Source organism: Streptomyces sp. NPDC092369, from assembly GCF_044755245.1.
Classification (GTDB): Bacteria; Actinomycetota; Actinomycetes; order Streptomycetales; family Streptomycetaceae; genus Streptomyces.
In genome coordinates, this window is the sequence record NZ_JBIVQP010000006.1 from 360,657 (window position 1) to 379,246 (window position 18,590).

The following is an 18,590-nucleotide window of genomic DNA, read 5'->3' on the forward strand; positions in this document are numbered from 1 at the left end:
CTTTCAGCTCCGCCCACCTCTCGCTCATCGACGGAGGACGCACGTGGCACGTGAAAGACAGCTCTCGCTCTCCCGACGCTCCCTGATCGGCGGCGCGGCCGCCACCGCCGGAGCCGTCGCCCTCACCGGCACCGCCGCCGGCACGGCCGCCGCCGCCACCCGTGACGTGGACGTCGCCATCGTCGGCGGCGGACTCGCGGGGCTGACGACGGCCCGCGACCTGGTGGCCGCCGGCAGGACCGTGGCCGTCCTGGAGGCCCGGAACCGCGTCGGCGGCCGGGTGGTGAACCTGGCCCTGGCGAACGGCGGGGTCACCGAGGGCGGCGGCGAGTTCATCGGCCCCACCCAGGACCGCATCAAGGCGCTGGCCGACTCGCTCGGCGTCGCGACCTTCACGACGTACAACACCGGCAAGAACCTGCTCTACAAGGACGGCAAGAAGACCCCGTACGCCACCGACGGACTCCTCGGCTCGGTCCCGCCGATCGACGTGGCGGGCCTGGCCAACGCCGCGATCGTGCAGGCGTCTTTGGACGACATGGCCAAGCAGGTGCCGGTGGGCGCCCCCTGGACCGCGCCGAAGGCCGCCGAGTGGGACAAGCAGACCTTCGAGAGCTGGCTGAACGCCAACGCGATCGTGCCGTCGGCCAAGTTCCTGCTCGACGTGGCCACCACGTCCATCTTCTCGGCCCAGCCCCGCGAACTCTCCCTGCTCTTCGTGCTGTTCTACATCGCGGCCGCGGGCAACGAGTCCACCCCCGGCACCCTGGAACGCCTCACCGACACCGCGAACGGCGCCCAGGAGTCGCGTTTCGTCGGCGGCTCCCAGCAGGTGCCGATCAAGCTCGCGGCCACCCTCGGCGACCGCGTGGTGCTGAGCGCGCCGGTGCGCTCGATCACGAAGTCCGGCGCCAAGTACGTGGTGACGGCGGACGGCGTGACGGTGACCGCGAAGAAGGTCGTGGTCGCGGTGCCGCCCCCGCTGGCCGGCCGCATCACCTTCGACCCTCTCCTCCCGGCCGCCCGCGACCAGTTGGGCCAGCGCCTCCCGATGGGCTCCATCGGCAAGGCCATTGCCGTCTACGACACCCCGTTCTGGCGCGCCGACGGCCTCAACGGCCAGGTCGTCAGCGACACCGGCGCCGTCCGCTCCACCTTCGACAACTCCCCGCCCGACGCCTCCTACGGCGCCCTGATGGGCTTCATCGAGGCCGATGAGATGCGCGAGTTCGACGCCGCCTCGGTCGCCGACGTGAAGGCGGCCGTCCTCAAGGACTACGCCACCTACTTCGGCGACAAGGCCAAGGCCCCGACGTCCTTCGTCCTCCAGCGCTGGGACAACGAGGGCTTCACCCGCGGCGGCCCGGTCGCCTACGCCCCGCCCGGCGTCCTCACCGAGTACGGCACCGCCCTGCGCACCCCGGTGGACGGCATCCACTGGGCCGGCACGGAGACGTCGACGTACTGGAACGGGTACATGGACGGAGCGGTCCGTTCCGGGGAGCGGGCGGCCAAGGAGGTGCTCGCGGCGCTGTGAGTCGACACGCCCGCCTCGGCGGGAGCCGTTGCGTGAGCCTCCGGGGGCGCTGACCCACACCACTTAGTTCAACTTTGCACGCACGCCCGTTCCTGACACCGCGTCAGTTCAGTAATCTGACAGAGCGTCAGTTATTTTGGCTGTCTCACAGGAGCGGGCGGACGATGCTTGGATCAACCCACGGCACTCTCACCACCGACTCCCGCCGGGCCAGGGTCATCGCCTGCGGCGAGCAACCCGCGCCTGCCGTGCACGGCAGGCCCGCCGAGGTGGACGACCTCGATGTCGGCGGGCGGCCGCTGTACGCGGGCGTACCCGATCTGGACCGGTTCTTCCGGCCCGAGTCCGTCGCCGTGATCGGCGCCTCGGACACGGAGGGACGGCCCAACACCGGTGTCACCCGGCAACTGGTCGCCTGGGCGGAGCGGGTGGGGGCGCGGCTGCACCCCGTGCATCCCACGCGCCCGTCCGTCTTCGGCCTGCCCTGCGTCCCGGCCGTCGCCGACCTGCCCGAACAGGTCGACCTCGCCGTCCTGCTGGTCGCCGAGCCGCTGCCCGTGATCGAGGAACTCGCCGAGGCCAAGGTGAAGTTCGCGGTCGTCTTCGCCTCCGGGTTCGCGGAGACCGGCGCCGAGGGAGCGGCCGCACAGGCCCGACTCGCGGCCGCCGTACGGCGGTCGGGGATGCGGCTGCTGGGGCCCAACACCAACCTCAACGCCTTCGAGCGGTTCCGGGACGACCTCGACGGTCCCGCGATCGCGCTGATCACCCAGTCCGGGCACCAGGGGCGGCCCGTCTTCGCGCTCCAGGAGCTCGGCATCCGCCTCTCCCACTGGGCGCCCACCGGCAACGAAGCCGATCTGGAGACCGCCGACTTCCTCTCCTACTTCGCGGAGCTGCCGGAGGTCGGCGCCATCGCCTGTTACGTCGAGGGCCTCAAGGACGGCCGTTCCTTCCTGCTCGCCGCCGACCGGGCCGCCCGCCGCGGGGTCCCGGTCGTCGCCGTCAAGGTCGGCCGCACCGAGACCGGCGCCCGCACGGCCGCCTCCCACACCGGCAAGCTGACCGGCGCGGACACGGTGGTGGACGCGGCGATGCGGCAGTTCGGGGTGATCCGGGTCGACGGTCTCGACGAACTCCAGGACACCGCGGCCCTGTTGGCCCGCGCCCGTCCACCCGTCGCCGACGGAGTCGTCGTCTACTCCATCTCCGGCGGCACGGGCGCCCACTTCGCCGACCTGGCGACCGGCGCGGGCCTGACCCTGCCGGTGCTGTCCGAGGCCAAGCAGGCCGAACTGCACCAGTGGATACCCGAGTTCCTGAGCGTGGCCAACCCCGTCGACAACGGCGGCCACCCGGTCGGCGACCACCGCGGCCGCAAAATCATCGACGCGATCCTCGACGACCCCTCGGTCGGGGTGCTGATCTGTCCGATCACCGGCCCGTTCCCGCCGCTCAGCGACCGGCTCGTACGGGACCTGGTGGACGCGGCCGAGCAGACCGACAAGCTGGTCTGCGTGGTCTGGGGCTCCCCCGTCGGCACCGAACCGGCCTACCGCGAGGTGCTGTTGGGCTCCTCCCGGGTCGCCACCTTCCGCACGGCCGGCAACTGCGTCACCGCCGTCCGCGCCTACCTCGACCACCACCGCTTCACCGCCCGCTACCGCTCCCCCTTCGACGAGGCCCCCCGCACCCACTCCCCGTCCTTCCGCAAGGCACAGGCCCTGATGCGCCCGGGCCAGCAGCTGAGCGAACACGCGGCCAAACAACTGCTCCGGGCATACGGCATCCGCGTCCCCCGCGAGCAACTCGTGACCAGCGCGGCAGCGGCCGTCCGCGCGGCAGGCCTGGTCGGCTACCCGGTGGTGATGAAGGCCTCCGGCGCGCAGATCGCCCACAAGACCGAGCTGGGCCTGGTGAAGATCGGCCTCACCTCGGCCAGCCAAGTACGGGACGCCTACCGCGAGTTGACGGACATCGCCCGCTACGAAGGGGTCACGCTGGACGGTGTCCTGGTCTGCCAGATGGTCGAGCGGGGCGTCGAGATGTTCGTCGGCGTCACGCACGACGAGCTGTTCGGACCGACGGTCACGGCCGGGCTCGGCGGGGTGCTGGTCGAGGTCCTGCACGACGCGGCCGTACGCGTGCCGCCCTTCGGCGAGGAGCAGACCCGGGACATGCTCGCGGAGCTGCGCGGACGCGCCCTGCTGGACGGGGTGCGGGGACGGCCGCCGGCCGACCTCGACGCGCTCGTCGAGGTGATCCTGCGGGTGCAGCGCATGGCGCTCGAACTCGGGGACGATCTCGCGGAGTTGGACATCAACCCGCTGATGGTGCTGCCCCGGGGACAGGGCGCGGTGGCGTTGGACGCGCTGGCGGTGTGCCGATGACGGAGGGCATGCGAGCACCGGCCGACCAGACCACACCACCGACGGCCGACCTCGTCCACACGGTCACCGACCACGTCACGTACCTCACCCTCAACCGCCCCGAGGCCCTCAACGCCCTCACCCCGGACCAACGGGACCGGCTGATCGGCCTGTTGGCGGAGGCGTCGGCCGACCCGTCCGTACGGGCGGTGGTCCTCACCGGCACCGGGCGGGGCTTCTGCGCGGGCGCGGACCTGCGGGCAGGCGGGGCGGCGACCGGCGAACGGCTGCCCGGAGACGTGGCCCGCACGATCCGCCTCGGCGCCCAACGCCTGATCGCGGCCGTCCTGGACTGCGAGAAGCCGGTGATCGCGGCGGTCAACGGGACGGCGGCGGGCCTGGGCGCGCACCTCGCCCTCGCCTGCGACCTCGTACTGGCGGCGGAGTCGGCGCGGTTCATCGAGGTGTTCGTGCGCAGGGGGCTGGTCCCGGACGGCGGCGGCGCGTATCTGCTGCCGCGGCTGATCGGCCCGCAACGGGCGAAGGAGCTGATGTTCTTCGGCGACGCGCTGGGCGCGGCGGACGCGGAACGCCTCGGCCTGGTCAACCGGGTCGTCCCGGACGAGGAGTTGGCGAAGACGGCTCAGGAGTGGGCGATCCGTCTGGCCACCGGCCCCACCCGCGCCCTCGCCCTCACCAAACAGCTGGTCAACGCCTCCCTGGACAGCGACCGCGCCACCGCGTTCGCCGCGGAGGCGGCGGCGCAGGAGATCAACATGACGACGCGGGACGCGCAGGAGGGGGTGCGGAGCTTCGTGGAGCGCAGGACTCCGGACTACCAGGGCCGCTAGCCCTTTCACTCTGATGAACCGTCAGCTCTAATGGGAACGGTGATGGAATCGTGATGGGACACGCAGGGGCAGCAGCGGCAGCCGTTCGCTACCTCAAGTCGGCCGGGACCCCGGCCGGCGTGGAGGCGCTGCCCCGACCGGAGTTGCGCTGCGTCGGCGAGGACGAGCGAGCGCCACTGGACCCGACCGAGTTCCGCCGCGTCCTGGGCACCTTCGCGACGGGCGTCACGGTCATCACCGCCACCGACACCGAGACCGGCCCCGCCGGCTTCGCCTGCCAGTCCTTCTCCTCCCTCTCCCTCGACCCGCCCCTGATCGCCTTCATGGTCGGCCGTACGTCCACCACCTGGCCTCGCATCGCCCGCGCCGGCTCCTTCTGCGTCAACGTACTGGGCGCCGGCCAGGGCGAGTTGTGCCGCGGCTTCGCGGTGCGCGGGGCGGACAAGTTCGCGGGCGTGGAGTACGACGCGTCCCCGGTCTCCGGCTCACCCCGCCTCGCGGGCACCGTCGCGTGGATCGACTGCGCGATCCACGCGGTCCACACCGGGGGCGACCATCTCATCGTGGTGGGCCGGGTGGAGGCGCTGGGCACGGGCGACGAGACCGACGTGGCGCCGCTGCTGTTCCACAAGGGCCGGTTCCTTTGACCACTCTTGAGTAGCCCGCGTCCCGCTTCTGAGTCCACGTACTCATGAGGGGTCCGCCGTCCTCGGGCAGCCTTGCTCCCAGACCGATTCGAGCCTTCGAGCGGCTGACCGAGGAGCCTTCAACCATGAGCAAGCGCACGCGAGTTGCCGTACTCGCTTCTGTTGTGATCAGCACCGCCGGGCTGCTGTCCGCCTGCTCGTTCTCCACGGCGGACGCCATCTGCAACACGGGCGAGTATCCGGTCATGGCCGTGGGCAGCTCCGCCGGCGGCGCCTGCGTGACGAACGGCGACGCGGCGCCGAGCGGCTACGTGCGCTACCCGAAGGGGAAGGTGCCGCAGCACGTCGGGGACAAGTGGGACACGTACTGGGACTCCCACGCGGTGGACGCACAGGGCAAGGTCGTCTCGGCTCCGTAAGCCGCACGTGAGCGCCGTCCCGATCCGGAGGCGCTACGCGACCGCCACCGACGGGACCGCCGCGACCGGCCTGCGCCGGATCACCAGCGCCATCAGCGCCGCCACCGCGCACAGCGCCCCGGAGGCGTACCAGACCATGTCGTAGGAGCCAAAGGCGTCGCGGGCGACTCCGCCCAGGAAGGCGACCAGGGCGGCGCCGACCTGGTGGGAGGCGAGGACCCAGCCGAAGACGATCGCGCTGTCCTCGCCGTACTGCTCACGGCACAGGGCGACGGTGGGCGGGACGGTGGCGACCCAGTCCAGGCCGTAGAAGACGATGAAGAAGAGCATCGGCGGGTGGACCGAGGGGGCCAGCAGCATCGGCAGGAACAGGAGCGAGACGCCGCGCAGGGCGTAGTAGACGGCGAGCAGGCGGCGCGGTTCGAAGCGGTCGGTGAACCAGCCGGAGGCGATCGTGCCGACCACGTCGAAGACGCCGATCACCGCGAGCAGCGAGGCCGCCGCCGTGACGGGCATGCCGTGGTCGTGGGCGGCCGGCACGAAGTGGGTCTGGATCAGGCCGTTGGTGGAGGCACCGCAGATCGCGAAGGTGCCGGCCAGCAGCCAGAAGGTGCCGGTGCGGGAGGCCGAGAACAGGACGTTGATCGTGCGCCGGGCGGCGCCCTGCACGGGCGCCGGTTTCGGTACGAACTCCGTTGCCCCGTACGGCTTCTGGCCCACGTCGGCCGGGTGGTCGCGCAGCAGCAGCCAGACGAAGGGGACGACCGCGAGGGCGGCGAGGGCGACCGTGACCGCCGCCGGACGCCAGCTGTGCTTCTCGACGATCCAGGACAGCACCGGCAGGAAGATCAGCTGGCCGGAGGCGGACGCGGCGGTGAGGATGCCGGTGACCAGGCCCCGGCGTTCGGTGAACCAGCGGTTGGTGACCGTGGCCGCGAAGGCGAGCGCCATCGAGCCCGAGCCGAGGCCCACCAACAGGCCCCAGCACAGCATGAGTTGCCAGGCCGCCGTCATCCACACGGTCAGCCCGGCGCCGAGCGCGATCACGCTCAGGGCCACCGCGACGACCCGGCGGATGCCGAAGCGGTCCATCAGCGCCGCCGCGAACGGCGCGGTGAGCCCGTACAGCGCGAGGTTCACGGAGACCGCCGCGCCGATCGTGCCGCGCGACCAGCCGAACTCCTGGTGCAGCGGGTCGATGAGCAGGCCGGGGAGCGATCGGAAGGCGGCGGCACCGATGATCGTCACGAAGGTGACGGCGGCGACGAACCACGCCCGGTGCAGTGACATTTTGCGGCTCCGCCGCGGGCGGTTGCGCTTCTTGATCGGCTTGCCCGGCCGGGTGTCCTCTGCGGCGGCGCCCGCCTCGGTTGTCTGGGTCACGACATACAGCTTCTGACCTCCGCCCTCTCCGGACTACTGGCCCGAAGGACAGCATTCGTTAGGATCGGGCCATGAGTCAGGAGCCGGAGTACCCCCAGGAGCCGGACTACCCCCAGAAACCGGAGTTCCGCCCGCACCGCGTCGTCGTGCTCGCCCTCGACGGCCTGCTCCCCTTCGAGCTGGGCATCCCGCACCGCATCTTCGGCCGCCCCAGGGACGCCGAGGGACGACTGCTGTACGAGGTCGTCACCTGCTCGATCCGGCCGCCGGGCCCGGTCGACACCGACGCCGACTTCGCCATCCACGTCCCGAACGGCCCGGAGGCCCTGGCCACCGCCGACACCGTGATCGTCCCGGCGTCGTACGAGCTCGGCCCGGTCTTCGAGGAGGGCGTCCTCACCCCGGAACTGGCCGACGCCCTCGCCCGCATCCGCCCCGGCACCCGCCTCGCCTCGATCTGCACCGGCGTCTACGTCCTCGCCGCCGCCGGCCGCCTCGACGGCCGCCCCGCCACCACGCACTGGGCCGACGCCGAACGCTTCCAGCGGCTCTTCCCGCGGATCGAGGTCGACGCGGACGTGCTGTTCATCGACGACGGCGACGTCCTGACCTCGGCGGGCGTCGCGGCCGGCATCGACCTGTGCCTGCACATGGTCCGCCGGGACTTCGGCACGGCGGTCGCCAACGACGTGGCCCGCCGCACCGTCGTACCGCCGCATCGCGACGGCGGTCAGGCGCAGTACATCCACCGCCCGGTCCCCGACCCGCAGTGGGCGACCACGACGGCCGCGCGGGCCTGGGCGCTGGGCCGCCTGCACGAGCCGATCCAACTGCGCGACATGGCGGACCAGGAGGCGATGTCGGTACGCACCTTCACCCGCCGCTTCCGCGAGGAGGTCGGCGTCAGCCCCGGCCAGTGGCTCACCCAACAGCGCGTCGAACGCGCCCGCCACCTGCTGGAATCCAGCGACCTGTCCATCGACCAGGTCGCCACGGACGCGGGCTTCGGCACCGCCCAGTCGATGCGACAGCACCTCCAGGCGGCGCTCGGCGTCACGCCCACGACGTACCGCCGCACGTTCCGCACCGGAACCCAGGGCAACGGGTCCGAGAGTTACGGCAGTGTCGGCGCCGCCCCCTGAACCCGCGCCCCGGCTGTCCCCTGGCTCAGCCCGCGACGATCCCCTCGCCGCCCACGGCACCCGGCACCACGACCGACCCGATCGCGGTGAGCGAGCCGTTCCTGTTCACCCGGAACTCGTCCACGATGCCCTTGGCGCCGGCCTGGACGTAGAGGTACCGGCCGTCCGAGGAGGCCGCGGCGTCCACCGTGCCGGCGTCGGTGGCCGTGTTGCCCAGCGCGGTCAACTCGCCCTGGGGGCCCACCCGGTAGCCGGACAGCGTGCCGCTGGCGGCGTTGGAGGCGTAGACGTTGCCGCCCGCGGTCACCGCCCAGCAGGTGGCGGCCTGGCCGGTCGGGACCGTGCCCTTCGCCGTCAACTTCCCGTCCCGGCCGACGACGAAGGTGCCGACGGAGTTCGTCCCGGCCTCCGTCACGTGGATCCGCCCGGCGGAGTCGAAGTCGAAGCCGAACGGCACCGCTCCCGGGAGCGAGGTCACCACGGGCTTCGCGGACGGCCCGCCGTGGCTGCCGTACCCGCCGACCGGGAAGACGTCGATGCTCTGCCCCGAGGCCTTGGTGGTGACCACGAGCCACGAACCGTCGGGCGTGAAGGAGATCTGCCCGACGGCCGAGGCAGCAGCGTCCAGACCGAGCTCGCGGTGCCAGGAGGCCACCTTGACCAGCCGCTCGCCGGTCCGCACGAAGCCCTGCACGGAACCGCCGTCGAGCGCGTTGGCGACGTAGACCTGGTCGCCGTGGAAGGTGACGCTGACCGGGAACTTCCCGCCGCTGGAGATCTCCTGGACCCGCCGGAGGTGGGTGCCGTGCACGGCGAAGACGGTCACGGTGTCGCTGCCCGCGTTGACGGCGTAGAGCAGGTGGTGGCGCCGGTCGTAGGCGAGCGACCCCTGCGAGGCCAGGTGGTCCACGACGGTCCCGGCCAGCACGCCCCCCTTGCCCCCGGTGCGGAAGACACCCTTCTGGTGAAGGGTGCCGTCGGCGGCGCGCTCGTAGGAGACGACGGTGTTCGCGCTCGTGTCGTCGGTCTGCACGAACACGGCCGAACTACCGCCGTGCGTACGGGAGTCGGCGGCGCGCTGCCCACCTGCGGCACTGGCGGAGGGAGCGGCGAAGAGGGCGGCTGCGGCTATGGCGACGGCACCCGCACCCGCCGTACGGGCGATGCGGGAGACACGAGCGGCGCGGGACCTGGCGAGAGCCATGGGAGTACTCCTCATGCGGAACGCGGAATCAGAGGCCGGCACGTTCTTCGCCGGACGACCGCAACGCTAGGCCGCGCCAGAGGAACACAAGCGGGCAAACAGCGCATGAGGGACCCGACGTCCGGGCTTCGTAAGAATCAGCGCCAACTCCGCGCCAAGGCACACCACTTCGCCAAGACGGTGAGCACCCCAGGGCCCTCAGAACGTGAGCACCCCCCGAGCCACCCGCCCCGCCTCCGCATCCGCGCGCGCCTTCTCGAAGTCCTCGACCGGATACGTCTCCGTCACCAGCTCGTCGAGCAGCAACCGGCCGGCCCGGTACAACTCGGCGTACAGCGCGATGTCCCGCTGCGGCCGCGAGGACCCGTACCTGCAGCCGAGGATCGACTTGTCCAGGTACATCGAGGAGACGAGGAAGGACGCCTCGGCGCTCGCCGGCGGCACCCCCAGCAGCACCGCCTGCCCGTGCCGGTCCAGCAGGTCGATGGCCTGGCGGATCAGCTCCACCCGCCCCACGCACTCGAAGGCGTGGTCGGCCCCGGTCGGCAGCAGGTCCTTCACACCCTCCGTCGACGTCAGGAAGTCCGTCGCCCCGAACTGCCGCGCCACCGCCTCCTTCGCCGGGTTCGCGTCCACGGCGACGATCCGCAACGCCCCCGCGATCCGGGCGCCTTGGATGACGTTGAGCCCGATGCCGCCGGTCCCGATGACGAGCACGGACTCGCCCCGGTCCACCTTGGCCCGATTGAGCACGGCGCCGACCCCCGTCAGCACACCGCATCCGATCAACGCGGCGGACGGCAGCGGAATGTCCTTGGGGATACGAACCACCTGTACGGCCTTCACCACGGTCCGTTCCGCGAAGGCGGAGTTGGACGCGAACTGGTAGACCGACCGACCGCCCTGCGTGAACGGCTTCCCCGGCCGCCCGATCGCCTGCCGGCACATGGTCGGCCGTCCCCGGTCGCACTCGGCGCAGGTCCCGCAGTTGGCCAGCGTGGACAGCGACACATGGTCACCCGGCGCCACATGCGTGACCCCGGCCCCCACCGCCTCCACCACCCCGGCCCCCTCATGCCCGAGCACCACCGGCACCGGAAAGGGAATCGTCCCGTCCACCACGGACAGATCGCTGTGGCATAGCCCCGCGGCCGAGATCGCGACCAGCACCTCACCGGGCCCCGGATCCCGTACGTCGAGGTCGTCCACGACCTCCACCTGCTTGCCGTCGAACACCACACCGCGCATCACACGACCCCCTTGGGCTCTCTCGGCAGACCGAGCACCCGCTCGGCGATGATGGTGCGCTGGATCTGGTCCGAGCCGCCGTAGATCGTGTCGGCCCGCGAGAACAGGAACTGCCGCTGCGCGACGTCGAGTTCGTACGGCGCCGCAGCCGACCAGTCCCCCGGCCCGACCGTCGCCCCGGCCCCCCGCACGAGCATCGCGACCTCTCCGAGCCGCTGATGCCACCCCGCCCACAACAGCTTGGCCACGCTGGGCGCCCCGGCGTCCCCCGAACTCCCCAGCGTCCGTAATGCGTTCCACCGCATCACCCGCAACTCACCCCACAGCCGCAGCAACCGCTCCCGCACGACGGCATCCCCCACGGCCCCACTCGCGACGGCGGCCCGCACGACTCGCCCCAACTCCTCCGCGAACCCCACCTGTTGGGCCAGCGTGGATACCCCCCGCTCGAACCCGAGCAGACTCATGGCAACCTTCCAGCCACCCCCTTCACCCCCCACAACGTGCTCCGCCCGAGCCACCGCCCCATCAAAGAACACCTCGTTGAATTCGCTGGTCCCAGTCATCTGCCGAATGGGCCGCACCTCGATCCGCCCCGGCTGATCCATGGGCACGAGCAGAAAAGTCAGCCCGTGATGCCGCACGGACCCCGCCTCGGTCCGCGCCAGCACAAAACACCAGTCGGCCTCATGGGCGAGCGAGGTCCAGATCTTCTGCCCGGTGACCCGATATCCCCCACTCCCCTCCCGCTCACCCCGAGTCCGCACCCCGGCCAGATCCGACCCGGCCCCCGGTTCGCTGTATCCCTGACACCACAACTCGTCCCCGGCGGCGACGGCCGGCAGGAACCGCCCTTTCTGTTCCTCCGTCCCATGAGCAATGAGTGTCGGCCCCAACAAATTCTCCCCGATATGCCCGGACCGGGGAGCCGCCCCCGACCGCGCATACTCCTCGGCCCAGACAACCTGCTGAGTCAGACCGGCAACCCGATTCCCATATCCGGCCTCAGACCATCCGAGCCCGATCCACCCGGCTTTACCAAGCTCCCGCTCCCAGTCCCGACGATCCCGCCCCGGCTCGACGTGCTCCGAGAGCCAGGCCCGCGCTTCCGCCCTGAACGCCTCATCCTCAGCGGTGAACCCGAACTCCACGCCGGTCTCCTCTCAAGGCACGTTTTTCCGACCCACCCAGGGGCGCGGGGAACTGCGCGACCAGCCACAACGAGCCCGCACCCGCCACCGAACAACACCCCCCGAACCATTAGGCGTTAGGCCGATCTCCACCCCGCGCGGCCTTCTCCATCGCCGACAACTGCAAAAGCATCGGCATCGGATCCACCCCAACGGACCCAGGCAGAAACTCCGCAATCTTTTCCGGCGTCCACCCGCCGGAGGCATACGCCGCGCGCAGCTCCCGCGGCTGTGCCCACACCGCGATCTTCGCCCCCGCCACCGTGTAAACCTGCCCAGTCACACCCTCAGCCCGCTCGGACAGCAGATACACAACAAGCGCCGCCACATCCTCCGGCTCCCCCATCTCCGCCAATTCCACAGGAACGTTCGCCGACATCCGCGTACGCGCCACGGGGGCGACCGCATTGGCCCGCACCCCATATTTGTGCAGCCCAAGCGCGGCACTACGGACCAGGGAAATAATCCCGCCCTTCGCCGCGCTGTAGTTCGCCTGCGAAACCGACCCCTGATGATTCCCGCTGGTGAACCCGATCAGAACCCCCGCCCGCTGCTGCCGCATCACCGCGGAAGCCGCCCGGAAAACAGTGAACGTGCCCTTCAGATGCGTGGCGATCACCGGATCCCACTCCTCCTCGGACATGTTGAAAAGCATCCGCTCCCGCAGAATCCCGGCGACGCACACGACCCCGTCGATCCGCCCGTACGTCGCCAGCGCGACGTCCACGACCCGCTGTCCGCCCGCCATCGTGGAGATGTCGTCGGCGACCGCGACGGCCTCGCCGCCCGCCGCCTCGATCTCCTTCACCACCGCCGAGGCGATCTCGCTCGCGGGGGACGCACCGTCCACGGAGACGCCGTAGTCGTTGACGACGACCTTGGCCCCCTCGGCCGCCGCGGCCAGCGCGACCGCCCGCCCGATGCCCCGCCCGGCGCCGGTCACGGCGACGACCTTGCCTGCCAAGAAGTTCCCCACGCCGGCCCCTTCCCGCGGTTTCTGACGGACCGTTAGATTTTATGTCGCGTCGGATGCACGGACACAAGCCCCAGGGAGGAACCGGATGTCACTGCCGGCCGAGTTCCACGACATCGCCAAGCGCGTGAACAACTGGGGCCGTTGGGGACCGGACGACGAGATCGGGACGCTCAACCTGATCACCGACGAGGTCGTACGGGAGGCCGCCGCGACCGTCCGCACCGGCCGCCGCGTCCCCCTCGCCCTCCCCCTCAAGCAGGACGGCGTGCAGACCGGAATGATCCCGGGCCGGGTCAATCCGCTGCATGCGATGGTGCAGATCAACCAGGAGCTGTTCGGCCCCGGCACGGTCGCGTGCAGCGACGACGCCGTGACGATGGGCCTCCAGGCGGGCACGCACTGGGACGCGCTGCCCCACGTCTCGCACTCGGGCCGGCTCTACAACGGCCGCCCGGCGACCACCGTCACCCCGCACGGCGGCGCCGAGTTCAGCGGGATCGACAAGGCACGGCACATCGTCTCGCGGGGTGTGCTCCTCGACGTGGCACGCGCACGCGGGGTGCACCGGCTGGAGGGCGGGCACGCGGTCACGCCGGAGGACCTGGAGGCCGCCGAGGAACTCGCCGGGACGCGCGTGCGCGCCGGCGACATCGTGCTCGTACGGACCGGGCAGGTGCAGGTCTATCTCGCCGGGAACAAGGAGGCGTACGGCTATCCCTCGCCCGGTCTGTCGGTCCGGACGCCGGAGTGGTTCCATGCGCGTGATGTCGCCGCGGTCGCCAATGACACGCTGACGTTCGAGATCTTTCCGCCCGAGATCGAGGACCTGTGGCTGCCCGTGCACGCGCTGGACCTGGTGGAGATGGGCATGCTGCAGGGCCAGAACTGGAATCTCGAAGAGTTGTCCACAGCCTGTGGAGAAGTCGGCCGGTACGCGTTCCTGCTGTCCGCGATGCCCGAGCCCTTCGTCGGCGCGACGGGCACTCCGGTGGCTCCGGTCGCCATCCTGTGAACGATCCGGAGGGCAGCGGGGGGAGCCATCGGCCGGCGGCGCGTCTTCCCCCCACCCCTCGATCGCGCCGCCGGCCCGACTCCGGCGCTCCCGCCCGACGCCGAACCACGACCCACACTCGCCGAGGGCTCCCCGTCACGAAACCCTCGCCGTCCCCTCGCGGCGAATCGCTGACCACCAGGGTGATCAGACGGTCACGACGCGTCAACAGCCCTACGGGGATTTGTCACTTACGCCCTCTTTGCCGTGGGCGCGCACAGAAGCACGTCCCGGCGCATCGCCTCACCCCGGGGGATCACACGACGTCGAAAGCCAGCACCTCGTACGTCGACACGCCACCGCCGTACGCCGTCGCGGTCTCCCCGGGCTCGGTACATCGGTCGAGTTCGCACCAGATGCGCTTGCCGCCGCCCTCGGGGCTCCAGCCCCAGCGGTCGGCGAGCCCGTCGACGAGGGCCAGGCCCCGGCCGCCGGTCGCGTCGCCGTCCACACAGCGGGGCACCGGAGCCCGGTCGCTGGCGTCGGCCACCTCCAGGCGGACGGTGGCCGAGTCGGCCGCGGCCAGGGGCAGCGAAAGCCGCAGGACGGCCGGACAGCCGGTGTGCACCACGGCGTTGGTGACCAGCTCGGAGACGAGCAGGATCAACGTCTCGGCGAGCGACTCGTCGGCCGCTATGCCGGACCCCGCCAGGCGGGAACGAGCCCAGCGCCGGGCGCGCCCCACCTCGGCGGGGTCGGGCCGGATCTCCAGCTGCACTTGAAGCACCTGCACCGCTCACACCATCCGAACCGGCGGACACATGACCCCGCGCCACGCACGCGCCGCGACGAGGGCCACGATCGTAGCCATTTTCTGCATGGCCAGAACAATGGCCAGAACAGTGGCCAGAGCAAGGGTCACGGAACGTGAATCCCTTGCGAGACAGCATGGTTGACGTTCAGTCACCCCAACAAGCGCTTCGGGCATATTCCAGCGCGAAGGAGTACCCGTGCGGCATACTGTGCGACGCTCGCCCTGGGGAGTCGAACAGGCGGGGGTGTCGGCCTCTCCCGCCCCGCGAGCAGCGGCGCGCACCGCCCGGTCCGGAGTCGCCCCAGAGGCAACACCGGCATGGCTCATGCTCGGAACCACTCGCATCTCACACAAGGTACCGGAGCTGACACCCGACTCCGGGCCGTGACGAGTCACACGTAGGACACAACCCGATATCAACGCTCTGTGATTCGTCCTGTGATTCGTGCATGCCACGATCCGCGACATGAAGTGGGAGCGGTCCCGCACCCGTCGCGGGCCGCGACCGGGCCGGGCCCCTCAAGCCACGAGCTCCGCCGCGAGCAACTCCTCTCCCTCCGCACCTCCACCGCCACGCTGTTCCCGCACCCACGCCCGCTTCAGGTGCAGGTGCACCTCGGACTCCCAGGTGAAGCCCATGCCGCCATGCACCTGGAGGCAGTCGCGGGCGCCCCGCACGGCGGCCTCGTCGGCGAGCAGCCGGGCCGCGGCGATGTCGGTCCGGTCGGCGGTCACGGCCGCCGCGTAGACCGCGGCCCGGGCCACCTCGGCCCGCACCAGCAGCCCCGCGCACAGATGCTTGACGGCCTGGAAGGCGCCGATGGGCTGCCCGAACTGCTCGCGGGTCCGCGCGTGTTGCACCGCCAGCTCGCACACGCGCGTGGCCGTTCCCAGCTGCTCGGCGGCGGTGAGGAGCACGGCGACGGGGTCGGTACGCGCCGGGGCCGGCACCCGGTGCAACGGCGTCAGCGGATCCACCGACCGCAACGGCACGGCCCCCTCGGCCCCCGCCCGCACGACATCGGCCTCGTCCAGCCACTCCACGAGCCGGCCATCGGCAGCGGCGACCACGGTCTCCCCGGTAGCCGCTCCCGGCACCACCCCGGCCGCGAGATGAGTGGCGACCAACGGCCCCACCACCAACGCCCGCCCGACTTCCTCGAACGCCAACACGGCTTCGGGCAAGCCGAGTCCAGCGCCTCCGTCAGCTTCGGCCAACCGCAGAGAGAACAACCCAAGGTCACCGAGGGCCTGCCACAAACCCCGGTCCAGCCGAGGAGCTTTTAGGGGCGCGGGGCTGTGTACATCAGCGGCTCCGCCGCGGGGCGCGACCAGCCCCCACGAACCCGCAGCCGACCGACTACCGATCACGGCTCGCACCGCATCCCGCAAATCCTTCTGCTCAACGGTCAGTTGAAACCGCACCACTCACCTCCCCTTCGGCAACCCCAAAATCCGCTCGGCCACAATGTTCCGCTGAATCTGCGAAGTACCCGCGGCAATCGTGTACGACAGCGACGACAACCGATCAAGCACCCAAGCCCGCTCCAGATCCAGCGACTCCGCCCCCAGAACCTCCGCCGCCACGTCGTACAACTCCTGACGTGCGTGCGAGTACCGCAACTTGAAGACCGAGCCCCCGACCCCCGGCACTCCCCCACTCGCCTCCGACTCGCTCACATTCCACTGAGTGAGCCGCCACAGCGCCCGGAACTCGGCGTTCAACCGGCCGAGTTGCCGCCGGAGCACGGGATCGTCCCAGCGCCCGTTCCTCCGCGCCTCGCGAGCCAGCTCACCCAACACCCGCCGACAGGCGACGACCTCACCCACGAAAGCCGTCCCGCGCTCGAACGACAGCGTCACCATCGTCACGCGCCAGCCGTCGTTCTCGTCCCCCACCCGGTTGCCGACAGGCACCCGCACCTCGTCGAGGAACACCTCCGCGAACTCGGCCGACCCGGCAAGCGTCCGCAACGGCCGTACCGTGATCCCCGCCGCGTCCATCGGCATCGCGAGCCAACTGATCCCCCGGTGCTTCGGCGCGTCCGCATCCGTCCGCACCAACAGCTCGCACCAGTCGGCGACTTCCGCGTGCGAGGTCCAGATCTTGGAACCGGTCACCACGTACTCGTCACCGTCCCGCCACGCACGCGTGCGCAGCGAGGCGAGGTCGGAGCCGGCGCCCGGCTCGCTGAAGCCCTGGCACCAGACCTCCTCGCCGCGCAGGACCGGCGGCAGCCAGCGGTCCCGCTGCTCGGGCGTCCCCTCGGCGGCGATGGTCGGCCCGGCGTGCAGCAGCCCGACGAAGTTGGCGCCCACGTAGGGCGCGCCCGCCTGCTCGGTCTCCTCCAGGAAGATCAGCCGGATGGTCGGGGACGCGTCCCAGTGGACGTCCGCGTACCCGGCGTCGTACAGCATCCGCTGCCAGCCCAGGTCGTAGGCGCGGCGGCCGGGCCAGTCGGTCGGGGACGGCTTCGGTCCGAGCGTCGGCAGGACCTTCGCCAGCCACTCCCGCAGCCGCGCGCGGAAGTCCTCCTCCTCGGGCGTGCAGGAGAGGTCCATCAGCGGTCGAGGTCCAGGCCCAGCATGCGGATCGCGTTGCCCCGCATCAGCTTGTAGACCGTCTCGTCGTCGAGGCCCTTCACATGGTCGAGGGCGACGTCCTTGGTGTGCGGGAAGGTCGAGTCGACGTGCGGGTAGTCGGTCTCGAAGGTCGCGTTGTCCCGCCCCACCACGTCCAGCGAGGCGACCCCGTGCTTGTCGCGGAAGAAGCAGCAGAACATCTGGCGGTAGTAGTACGTGGAGGGCGGGTCGGGGACGATGTCCCGCACCCCGCCCCACGCCCGATGCTCCTCCCACACGTCGTCGGCGCGTTCCAGGGCGTACGGGATCCAGCCCATCTGGCCTTCCGAGTAGGCGAGTTTGAGGGTCGGGAACTTCACCAGGACCCCGCTGAAGAGGAAGTCCATCATCGAGGCCATCGCGTTGTTGAAGGAGAGCGAGGCCTGTACGGCGGGGGGCGCGTCCGGGGACGCCGCGGGCATCTGGGAGCTGCTGCCGATGTGCATGTTGACGACCGTCCCCGTCTCCTGGCAGACCGCGAAGAACGGGTCCCAGTAGCCGGAGTGGATGGAGGGCAGTCCGAGGTAGGTGGGGATCTCGGAGAAGGTGACCGCGCGGACCCCGCGTGCCGCGTTGCGCCGGATCTCCTCCACCGCCAACTCGACGTCCCACAACGGGATCAGGCACAGCGGGATGAGCCGGCCGCCGCTGTCGCCGCACCACTCCTCGACCATCCAGTCGTTGTAGGCGCGCACGCAGGCGAGGGCGACCTCCTTGTCGTGCGCCTCGGCGAAGGTCTGGCCGCAGAAGCGGGGGAAGGTCGGGAAGCAGAGGGAGCCCTCGACATGGTTGAGGTCCATGTCCGCGAGCCGCGCCTTGGGGTCCCAACAGCCCCTGCGCATCTCCTCGCGGGTGATGCCCTCCAGGGTCATCTCGTCGCGGTCGAAGCCGACGGCGGCGATGTTGCGCTTGTACGGGAACTTGAGGTCCTCGTAGATCCACCAGTCGGTGGGCGGGCCGTCCGGGTCCATCGTGATCTGGTACTTGCCTGCCACGTAGGCGAGTTCGCCGATGCCCGCGGTGAGCGGCTGGGGGCCGCGGTCCCGGTACTTCTTCGGCAGCCAGGTCTCGAAGAGGTGCGCGGGTTCGATCACGTGATCGTCGACGCTGATGATGCGGGGCAGTTCGGTGGCCATGGGTTCCCCTCCGCCGGGACGGTACTTATCTGATGACCCGTCAGATAGCATGTCACCTGAC

16 protein-coding genes are annotated in these 18,590 nt (G+C 70.8%); 7 read left to right on the forward strand and 9 right to left on the reverse strand.

The window, feature by feature from the left end; all coding sequences use genetic code 11:
• Nucleotides 1-43 precede the first annotated feature (43 nt).
• From ACIQI8_RS33560 to ACIQI8_RS33580, 5 genes are all read left to right on the forward strand, one after another.
• Nucleotides 44-1,537 (forward strand): flavin monoamine oxidase family protein, encoded by a 1,494-nt coding sequence (locus ACIQI8_RS33560; protein ID WP_402358874.1) that lies wholly within the window; start codon nucleotides 44-46, stop codon nucleotides 1,535-1,537.
• Nucleotides 1,538-1,701: 164 nt separating this feature from the next.
• Nucleotides 1,702-3,927: an acetate--CoA ligase family protein gene (locus ACIQI8_RS33565; RefSeq protein ID WP_402358877.1), complete on the forward strand. Its 2,226-nt coding sequence runs from the start codon at nucleotides 1,702-1,704 to the stop codon at nucleotides 3,925-3,927.
• On the forward strand, nucleotides 3,924-4,757 hold the full coding sequence (locus ACIQI8_RS33570) for an enoyl-CoA hydratase/isomerase family protein (protein WP_402358880.1): 834 nt from the start codon (nucleotides 3,924-3,926) through the stop codon (nucleotides 4,755-4,757). The genes ACIQI8_RS33565 and ACIQI8_RS33570 overlap by 4 nt, the downstream gene beginning before the upstream one ends.
• Before the next feature lie 53 nt (nucleotides 4,758-4,810).
• Nucleotides 4,811-5,404: a flavin reductase family protein gene (locus tag ACIQI8_RS33575; RefSeq protein ID WP_402358883.1), complete on the forward strand. Its 594-nt coding sequence runs from the start codon at nucleotides 4,811-4,813 to the stop codon at nucleotides 5,402-5,404.
• A gap of 125 nt (nucleotides 5,405-5,529) precedes the next feature.
• The gene (locus ACIQI8_RS33580; RefSeq protein WP_402358886.1) at nucleotides 5,530-5,823 is read left to right on the forward strand and encodes an SCO0607 family lipoprotein; all 294 of its coding nucleotides are present in this window, start codon (nucleotides 5,530-5,532) and stop codon (nucleotides 5,821-5,823) included.
• A 33-nt stretch (nucleotides 5,824-5,856) separates the two neighbouring features.
• Here the strand turns inward: ACIQI8_RS33580 and ACIQI8_RS33585 are convergent, their stop codons facing one another.
• On the reverse strand, nucleotides 5,857-7,206 hold the full coding sequence (locus ACIQI8_RS33585; protein WP_402358889.1) for an MFS transporter: 1,350 nt from the start codon (nucleotides 7,204-7,206) through the stop codon (nucleotides 5,857-5,859).
• Between the two features lie 71 nt (nucleotides 7,207-7,277).
• Between ACIQI8_RS33585 and ACIQI8_RS33590 the strand changes: the two genes are divergently transcribed.
• Nucleotides 7,278-8,348 carry a GlxA family transcriptional regulator gene (locus tag ACIQI8_RS33590; RefSeq protein WP_402358891.1) on the forward strand — a complete coding sequence of 357 codons (1,071 nt, stop codon included), beginning with the start codon at nucleotides 7,278-7,280 and terminating at the stop codon, nucleotides 8,346-8,348.
• Between the two features lie 25 nt (nucleotides 8,349-8,373).
• On the opposite strand, the gene ACIQI8_RS33595 is transcribed toward ACIQI8_RS33590, so the two are convergent.
• From ACIQI8_RS33595 to ACIQI8_RS33610, 4 genes are all read right to left on the reverse strand, one after another.
• Nucleotides 8,374-9,552, reverse strand: coding sequence for a lactonase family protein (locus tag ACIQI8_RS33595; RefSeq protein WP_402358895.1), 1,179 nt, complete (start codon nucleotides 9,550-9,552; stop codon nucleotides 8,374-8,376).
• 198 nt (nucleotides 9,553-9,750) lie between these two features.
• A complete protein-coding gene (locus ACIQI8_RS33600; protein WP_402358898.1) occupies nucleotides 9,751-10,800 on the reverse strand; it encodes a Zn-dependent alcohol dehydrogenase in 1,050 nt (349 codons plus the stop codon).
• Nucleotides 10,800-11,951 (reverse strand): acyl-CoA dehydrogenase family protein, encoded by a 1,152-nt coding sequence (locus ACIQI8_RS33605; protein WP_402358901.1) that lies wholly within the window; start codon nucleotides 11,949-11,951, stop codon nucleotides 10,800-10,802. The genes ACIQI8_RS33600 and ACIQI8_RS33605 overlap by 1 nt, the downstream gene beginning before the upstream one ends.
• A 109-nt stretch (nucleotides 11,952-12,060) precedes the next feature.
• Nucleotides 12,061-12,966: an SDR family oxidoreductase gene (locus ACIQI8_RS33610; RefSeq protein ID WP_402358904.1), complete on the reverse strand. Its 906-nt coding sequence runs from the start codon at nucleotides 12,964-12,966 to the stop codon at nucleotides 12,061-12,063.
• 85 nt (nucleotides 12,967-13,051) lie between these two features.
• Between ACIQI8_RS33610 and ACIQI8_RS33615 the strand changes: the two genes are divergently transcribed.
• On the forward strand, nucleotides 13,052-13,978 hold the full coding sequence (locus ACIQI8_RS33615) for a cyclase family protein (protein WP_402358907.1): 927 nt from the start codon (nucleotides 13,052-13,054) through the stop codon (nucleotides 13,976-13,978).
• Nucleotides 13,979-14,273: 295 nt separating this feature from the next.
• Here the strand turns inward: ACIQI8_RS33615 and ACIQI8_RS33620 are convergent, their stop codons facing one another.
• The 4 genes from ACIQI8_RS33620 to ACIQI8_RS33635 form a co-directional block, all read right to left on the reverse strand.
• Nucleotides 14,274-14,735, reverse strand: coding sequence for an ATP-binding protein (locus ACIQI8_RS33620; protein WP_402359720.1), 462 nt, complete (start codon nucleotides 14,733-14,735; stop codon nucleotides 14,274-14,276).
• Nucleotides 14,736-15,290: 555 nt separating this feature from the next.
• Nucleotides 15,291-16,196 (reverse strand): acyl-CoA dehydrogenase family protein, encoded by a 906-nt coding sequence (locus ACIQI8_RS33625; protein ID WP_402359723.1) that lies wholly within the window; start codon nucleotides 16,194-16,196, stop codon nucleotides 15,291-15,293.
• 3 nt (nucleotides 16,197-16,199) lie between these two features.
• On the reverse strand, nucleotides 16,200-17,333 hold the full coding sequence (locus ACIQI8_RS33630; protein ID WP_402358910.1) for an acyl-CoA dehydrogenase family protein: 1,134 nt from the start codon (nucleotides 17,331-17,333) through the stop codon (nucleotides 16,200-16,202).
• Nucleotides 17,333-18,529 carry an amidohydrolase family protein gene (locus ACIQI8_RS33635; protein WP_402358913.1) on the reverse strand — a complete coding sequence of 399 codons (1,197 nt, stop codon included), beginning with the start codon at nucleotides 18,527-18,529 and terminating at the stop codon, nucleotides 17,333-17,335. The genes ACIQI8_RS33630 and ACIQI8_RS33635 overlap by 1 nt, the downstream gene beginning before the upstream one ends.
• Nucleotides 18,530-18,590: the final 61 nt, after the last annotated feature.

Excerpts from the sequence above, each read along its gene's own strand:
- ACIQI8_RS33580 (WP_402358886.1), top strand. The coding sequence starts at position 5,530 with ATGAGCAAGCGCACGCGAGTTGCCGTACTCGCTTCTGTTGTGATCAGC.
- ACIQI8_RS33575 (WP_402358883.1), top strand. The coding sequence starts at position 4,811 with ATGGGACACGCAGGGGCAGCAGCGGCAGCCGTTCGCTACCTCAAGTCG.
- ACIQI8_RS33630 (WP_402358910.1), bottom strand. The coding sequence starts at position 17,333 with ATGGACCTCTCCTGCACGCCCGAGGAGGAGGACTTCCGCGCGCGGCTG.
- ACIQI8_RS33565 (WP_402358877.1), top strand. The coding sequence starts at position 1,702 with ATGCTTGGATCAACCCACGGCACTCTCACCACCGACTCCCGCCGGGCC.
- ACIQI8_RS33590 (WP_402358891.1), top strand. The coding sequence starts at position 7,278 with ATGAGTCAGGAGCCGGAGTACCCCCAGGAGCCGGACTACCCCCAGAAA.
- ACIQI8_RS33635 (WP_402358913.1), bottom strand. The coding sequence starts at position 18,529 with ATGGCCACCGAACTGCCCCGCATCATCAGCGTCGACGATCACGTGATC.
- ACIQI8_RS33570 (WP_402358880.1), top strand. The coding sequence starts at position 3,924 with ATGACGGAGGGCATGCGAGCACCGGCCGACCAGACCACACCACCGACG.
- ACIQI8_RS33615 (WP_402358907.1), top strand. The coding sequence starts at position 13,052 with ATGTCACTGCCGGCCGAGTTCCACGACATCGCCAAGCGCGTGAACAAC.
- ACIQI8_RS33595 (WP_402358895.1), bottom strand. The coding sequence starts at position 9,552 with ATGGCTCTCGCCAGGTCCCGCGCCGCTCGTGTCTCCCGCATCGCCCGT.
- ACIQI8_RS33600 (WP_402358898.1), bottom strand. The coding sequence starts at position 10,800 with ATGCGCGGTGTGGTGTTCGACGGCAAGCAGGTGGAGGTCGTGGACGAC.